Source organism: Nocardioides sp. (assembly GCF_047607365.1).
In the GTDB taxonomy this organism is placed as follows: domain Bacteria; phylum Actinomycetota; class Actinomycetes; order Propionibacteriales; family Nocardioidaceae; genus Nocardioides.
This window is the reverse complement of the sequence record NZ_JASGDD010000071.1, coordinates 1-6217: the sequence shown is the minus strand read 5'-3', so window position 1 is coordinate 6217 and position 6217 is coordinate 1. Positions and strand designations below refer to the sequence as shown.

3 protein-coding genes are annotated in these 6217 nt (G+C 74.2%); all 3 read left to right on the top strand.

Going from position 1 to position 6217, the window contains the following annotated elements; all coding sequences use genetic code 11:
• Nucleotides 1-916: phenylalanine--tRNA ligase subunit alpha (gene pheS / locus QM572_RS05940; protein ID WP_415091051.1), on the top strand; the 916-nt coding region annotated here is incomplete at its 5' end.
• Nucleotides 917-1073: 157 nt separating this feature from the next.
• Complete coding sequence (gene pheT, locus QM572_RS05935) at nt 1074-3554, top strand: phenylalanine--tRNA ligase subunit beta (protein ID WP_415091049.1); 2481 nt, start codon at nt 1074-1076, stop codon at nt 3552-3554.
• 49 nt (nt 3555-3603) lie between these two features.
• The coding region (locus QM572_RS05930) for an ATP-binding protein (protein WP_415091047.1) at nt 3604-6217 on the top strand (2614 nt) is incomplete at its 3' end.

The window sequence follows — 6217 nt, the reverse complement described above, 5'->3', positions numbered from 1 at the left end:
GCCGGCCGCCCGGAAGGAGGCCGGCGCGCGCGTCGGCCAGGCCCGCGGCGCCGTCGCCAAGGCGCTCGCCGCCCGGACCGAGGTGCTGGAGGCCGAGCACGAGGCCCGGATGCTCGTGGAGGAGACCGTCGACATGACGCTCCCCACCGACCGCCTCCCGGCCGGCGCGCGTCACCCGCTCACCACCGGCGCCGAGCTGATCGCCGACATCTTCGTGGCGATGGGCTGGGAGGTCGCCGAGGGCCCGGTCATCGAGGCCGAGTGGCTCAACTTCGACGCGCTCAACCTCGGTCCGGACCACCCCGCCCGCACGATGCAGGACACGTTCTGGACCGAGCCGGCGGAGAACCACGTCGTCCTCCGCACGCACACCAGTCCCGTCCAGGCGCGGACGATGCTCACCCGTGAGCCCCCGATCTACGTCGTGTGCCCCGGTCGCGTCTTCCGCACCGACGAGTACGACGCCACCCACTCGCCGATGTTCCACCAGGTGGAGGGTCTGGCGATCGACGAGGGCATCTCGATGGCCCATCTCAAGGGCACGCTCGACCACTTCGCCACGCAGATGTTCGGCGAGGGCATCGTGACGCGGTTCCGGCCGTCGTACTTCCCCTTCACCGAGCCCAGCGCCGAGGTCGACCTGACCTGCTTCGTCTGCCGCGGCTCGCAGCTGAGCGCCGACGGTGACGGTCCCTGCCGCACCTGCAAGGGCGAGGGCTGGATCGAGTGGGGCGGCTGCGGCATCGTCAACCCGCGCGTGCTCCAGGCCTGCGGCGTCGACGCGAGCCGCTACTCCGGCTTCGCGTTCGGCATGGGCATCGACCGCACGCTGATGTTCCGCACCGGCCTGTCCGACCTGCGCACCCTCTTCGAGGGCGACGTCCGCTTCACCACTGCTTTCGGATCGGAGCTCTAGCGATGCGCCTTCCTGCTCCGGCCTGCTGCGCGCCGCCGCGCGGGCGCCTGGACTTCGTTGTCGTCAGTCGCCGTGGCTCCGCCACGGCTCCTTCCTCCGCCTTGCCAGGCACTCCGCGCGACGCCGCTCGCGACGGCCGCGAAGAAAGGCGCATCGCATGAAGGCCCCCGTCTCCTGGATCAAGGAGCTCGTCGACCTCCCCGACTCGATCACCACCGAGGCGCTCACGGCGCGCCTCACCGCACTCGGGCTCAAGCTCGAGGCGATCGAGTCCGCCGGCGCCGGCATCGAGGGGCCGCTCGTCATCGGCCAGGTGCTCACGATGGAGCCCGAGCCGCAGAAGAACGGCAAGACGATCAACTGGTGCACCGTCGATGTCGGTGCCGCCAATGGCACCGGCGAGCCGCAGGGCATCGTCTGCGGCGCCCATAACTTCAAGCCGGGCGACAAGGTCGTCGTGGTGCTGCCCGGCGGCGTGCTGCCCGGCAACTTCCAGATCAGCGAGCGCAAGACCTACGGCCACCTCTCGGCCGGGATGATCTGCTCCGCCCGCGAGCTGGGCCTCGGCGAGGACCACGACGGGATCATCGTGCTGCCCGCCGACGCGGGCGAGCCCGGCGACGACGTACGCGCGGTGCTGGGCCTCGGCGAGGAGGTCATCGAGTTCGAGATCAACCCCGACCGCGCCTACGCCCTCTCGCTTCGCGGTGTGGCGCGCGAGGCGGCGCTCGGCTTCGAGATCCCGTTCACCGACCCCGCGGCGCGCGACGGCGTTCCGATCGCCGACGGCGGCGGCCACCCCGTGGAGATCGAGGACGCCGAGGGCTGCCCGGTCTTCGTCACCCGCGTCGTGACGGGAGTTGACCCCCTGGCACCGACACCCGACTGGATGCGCACGCGCCTCGAGCAGTGCGGCATGCGCTCGATCTCGATCGCCGTCGACATCTCCAACTACGTCATGCTCGAGCTCGGGCAGCCCAACCACTGCTACGACCGCGCCACGCTCGCCGGCCCGATCCGCGTCCGTCGCGCCGCCGCCGGCGAGACCATCACGACGCTCGACGACGTCGAGCGCGTGCTGGACCCGGCCGACCTCGTCATCGCCGACGGCGACGGTCCGATCGGCATCGCCGGCGTCATGGGTGGTGCCCGCACCGAGATCTCCGACGCCACCACGGAGATCGTCGTCGAGGCCGCGCACTTCGACCCGACCTCGATCTTCCGCAGTCAGAAGCGGCACAAGCTCGGCTCGGAGGCGTCCAAGCGCTTCGAGCGTGGCGTCGACCCGCTGCTGCCCCCGATCGCGGCCGATCGCGTCGTCGAGCTCCTCGTGGCGTACGCCGGAGGCACGGCCGCTCCGGGCGCGACCCAGGCCGGCACCACCCCGACCCCGGGCGTCATCAGCGCGCCCGTCGACCTCCCGGCACGGATCAGCGGCATCGACGTCAGCGCCGACGACACCGTGCGTCACCTCACCGCGATCGGCGCCCGGGTCACCGTCGAGGGCGACACGCTCACTGCGACCGTCCCGACCTGGCGTCCGGACCTGACCGACCCCTACGACCTCGTCGAGGAGGTCGTGCGGATCGTCGGCTACGACCAGGTGCCCAGCGTGCTGCCGCGCCCGGTCGACGGCCGTGGGCTGACCCGCGAGCAGCGGCTGCGTCGCCGCGTCGGGCGCACCCTGGCCGGCGCGGGTCTGACTGAGGTGGTCAGCTTCCCGTTCGTCGGCGAGGCGACCTTCGACCAGATGGGCCTGCCCTCCGACGACAGGCTCCGCGAGACCGTGAAGCTCGCCAACCCGCTCTCCGCGGAGGAGCCCGCCTACACGACCACCGCGCTGCCCGGCCTGCTCAAGGCCGCCGCGCGCAACCTCGGCCGCGGCGCGCCCGGCGTCGCGCTCTTCGAGACGATGACCGTCGCCTTCCCGGCCGAGGGCGCCGCGCCCATCTACGGGGTGGAGAGCCGGCCGACCGCAGCCGAGATGGAGACGCTCCTCGCCGCCGTGCCGCGCCAGCCGATGCACCTCGCGATCGTCCTCGCGGGGGAGCGGGAGCGGGCCGGCTGGTGGGGGAGCGGAACGGTCGCCGGGTGGGCCGACGCCCTCGCCGTCGTACGACGTCTCGCCGACGAGCTCGGCGTCGCGATCGACACCGCCAACACCGAGCGCGCGCCGTGGCACCCCGGGCGCTGCGCCTCGCTGAGCGTCGACGGGCAGGAGCTCGGCCATGCGGGCGAGCTGCATCCGGCGGTCTGCAAGGCCCTCGGTCTGCCGGAGCGCTCGGCGGCCGTCGAGCTGGACCTCGACCTGCTGATGGCCCTCGCCCCCGAGACCCCGCGCGCGCCGGAGTTCTCCACGTTCCCGGTCGCCAAGGAGGACGTCGCGCTCGTCGTCGACGCCGACGTCCCGGTCGCCGCGGTGGCCGAGGCCCTCCGTGACGGCGCCGGGGACCTGCTGGAGTCGGTCCGGCTCTTCGACGTCTACACCGGGGAGCAGGTCGGCGAGGGGAGGAAGTCGCTGGCGTTCGCGCTGCGCTTCCGCGCTCCGGACCGGACCCTCGCCGAGGGTGAGGCGGCTGCCGCGCGCGACGCCGCCGTCGCCCGGGCCGCCGAGGTCACGGGCGCCGTCCAGCGGTGAGTCCGGGCGCCTGCCAGACTGTCACGGTGACAGTTCGGCGGCCCGTCTCGTGACTCGCCTGCGCGTCGCCGACGACGTCAGGTGGGAGGACCGCCCCATAGCGGGCGAGCGGTCCAGGACGTTGCTGCGTGCCCTGGTCGACGGCGGCCCGCGCGGGCTCTCCGCCGACGCCCTGGTGGACGAGCTGTGGCCCGACGACCGCCCGGCCGACCCGCCGAAGGCGCTGCAGGTCGTGGTGTCGCGCGCCCGCACCGCCACCGCGGCCGAGGCGATCGAGCGCACCGCGACCGGCTACCGGCTGACGCTCGACGCCGGCGAGGTCGACCTCTGGGCCGCGCGCCCCGAGGGCCTGCGGCTCGCCTCCGAGGGCCGGTACGCCGACGCGCTGGCGCATCTCGAGCTGGCACCCGACGACGACGAGGTCGTCCTGGCCCGACTGCGCGCGACGGCCGAGACCCAGGGCGTGCCCGCCGCACTCGAGGCGTTCGACGCCTATCGCGCGGAGCTCGCCGACCGGCTCGGCGTCGACCCGGCGCCCGCGATCCAGGAGCTGCACGCCGAGCTGCTCCGCCGCGACCGCCCGGTCCGCACCGGGCTGGGCTTCGATCCCGACCCGCTCATCGGCCGTGCCGAGGACATCGCCGCGCTGCAGCGGCTGATCCGGTCCAGGCGGATCGTCTCGATCGTCGGCGCCGGCGGGCTGGGCAAGACCCGGCTGGCCCACCTGGTCGGCCGCACCGCCGAGCAGCCGGCCGTCTACTTCGTGGCGCTGGCGTCGGTCACGACCGGCGACGGGGTCGCGGTCGAGGTCGCGGACGCGCTCGGGGCCCGGGGATCGCTCATGGCCAACCTCGTCGGCGCGGCACGCACCGCCGACGTCGTCGAGCGGCTGGTCGAGGCCATCGGGTCGGTGCCGAGCCTGCTCATCCTCGACAACTGCGAGCAGGTCGTCTCGGCGGTCGCCGACCTCGTCGCGGTGCTCATCCGCCGTACGCCGCGCCTCACCGTCCTCACCACCACGCGGGCGCCGCTGGGGCTGAGCGCGGAGCACGTCTACCTGCTGCCCGAGCTGTCGACGGCCGACGGGATCGCGCTCTTCCGCGAGCGGGCGAGTGCCGCCCGCCCCGGCGTGGTGCTCGCCGACGAGCAGATCGCCCCGATCATCGAGCGGCTCGACGGCCTTCCGCTGGCGCTGGAGCTCGCGGCGGCCAAGGTCCGCGTGATGAGCGTCGAGGAGGTCGAGCGCCGGCTCGACAACCGGTTCGCGCTGCTGCGCGGCGGCAGCCGGGACGCGCCCGAGCGGCACCAGACCCTCCTCGCGGTCATCGACTGGAGCTGGAACCTCCTCGCGGAACCCGACCGGGCCGCGCTGCGGCGGCTGTCGGTCTTCCGCGACGGCTTCGCGCTCGGGGGCGCCGAGGCCGTCGTCGGGCCGGACGCGCTGGAGCGCATCGAGGAGCTCGTCGCGCAGTCGCTGGTGGTCGTCGACGAGACGGCGTACGGGCTGCGGTACCGGCTGCTCGAGACGGTCCGCGAGTTCGGCCGGATGCAGCTGGTCGACGCGGGCGACGACGCCGACGCGACGCGTGCCCTCGCCGGTTGGGCCGCCGCCGTCGCCGGCGAGGCGGTGGCCGGGCTCTACGGCCCGGAGCAGATCGAGCTGATGAGCCGGACGCGCGCCGAGGAGGGCAATCTGGTCGACGTGCTGCGGCGCGCGATCGCGCAGGAGGACCTCGCGGTGGCGGTCGCGGTGTTCGCCGGGCTGTCGGCGTTCTGGACCATCGAGGGCTCGCACCTGAAGGTCTTCAACCTCGTCCGGCCGATCGGCGTCCTCCTGGCCGAGCACGACGTGCCGGCCGAGCTCGTCGACGCCGAGCGGGCCACGTTGGAGTCGGTGAGCTCCTACGCGCGGATGTTCGCCCCCGAGCTGCTGCCCGCCGCGGTGGCGCGCCTCACCGTGCTCGGCCCCGGTGACGGACCGGCCTGGATCCGCGCCACCGTGCGGGTCGAGCTCGCGATGACGTCCGCGGAGGCCGAGGCCGACCGCCATGCCGTGCTGGAGCCCCTCACCCGCGACCCCGACCCGTCGGTCAGGATCGCGGCCTGCTTCTGGGCGAGCCAGGCGCTGGAGAACTCCGGCGACCTGGCCGGCGCCCGGGAGGTGGCCGAGCGGGCCATCGCCGCAGCCGACCCGACGGTGGGCCCCTGGACCGAGGCCATGCTCCACGCCCACCTGGCCGGCGTGGAGCTGCAGGCGGGGGAGTGGGCGAGCGCCGCACGTCGCGTGCACGCCGCCCTTCCCGTCCTCACGGCGATCGGCGCGGCGGAGGACGCGGCCCAGCTGCGTGCCGTGCTTGCGCTCGTCGCGCTGCGCGAGGGCGACCTCGACCGCGCCGACCTGATCCTCGACGAGATGGCCGGCGACGAGCTCGCCACCTCCGTCTTCGGCGGCGGCCTCGCGGTCCTCTGCGGCCGGGCGGAGGTGCTGCTCGCGCGCGGTCTCGTGGCCCAGGGCCTGACGTCGTACGACGCCGGGGTGGAGGATCTGCGCACCCGGGTCATGCCGACCCTCCAGGCCGCCGGGCTCCCGCCGGCGGACGGCCACGAGCCCTGGCTGCTGCTGCCGCAGGCCGCCGCGCTCGCGGCCCACGCGCGGCACGGCG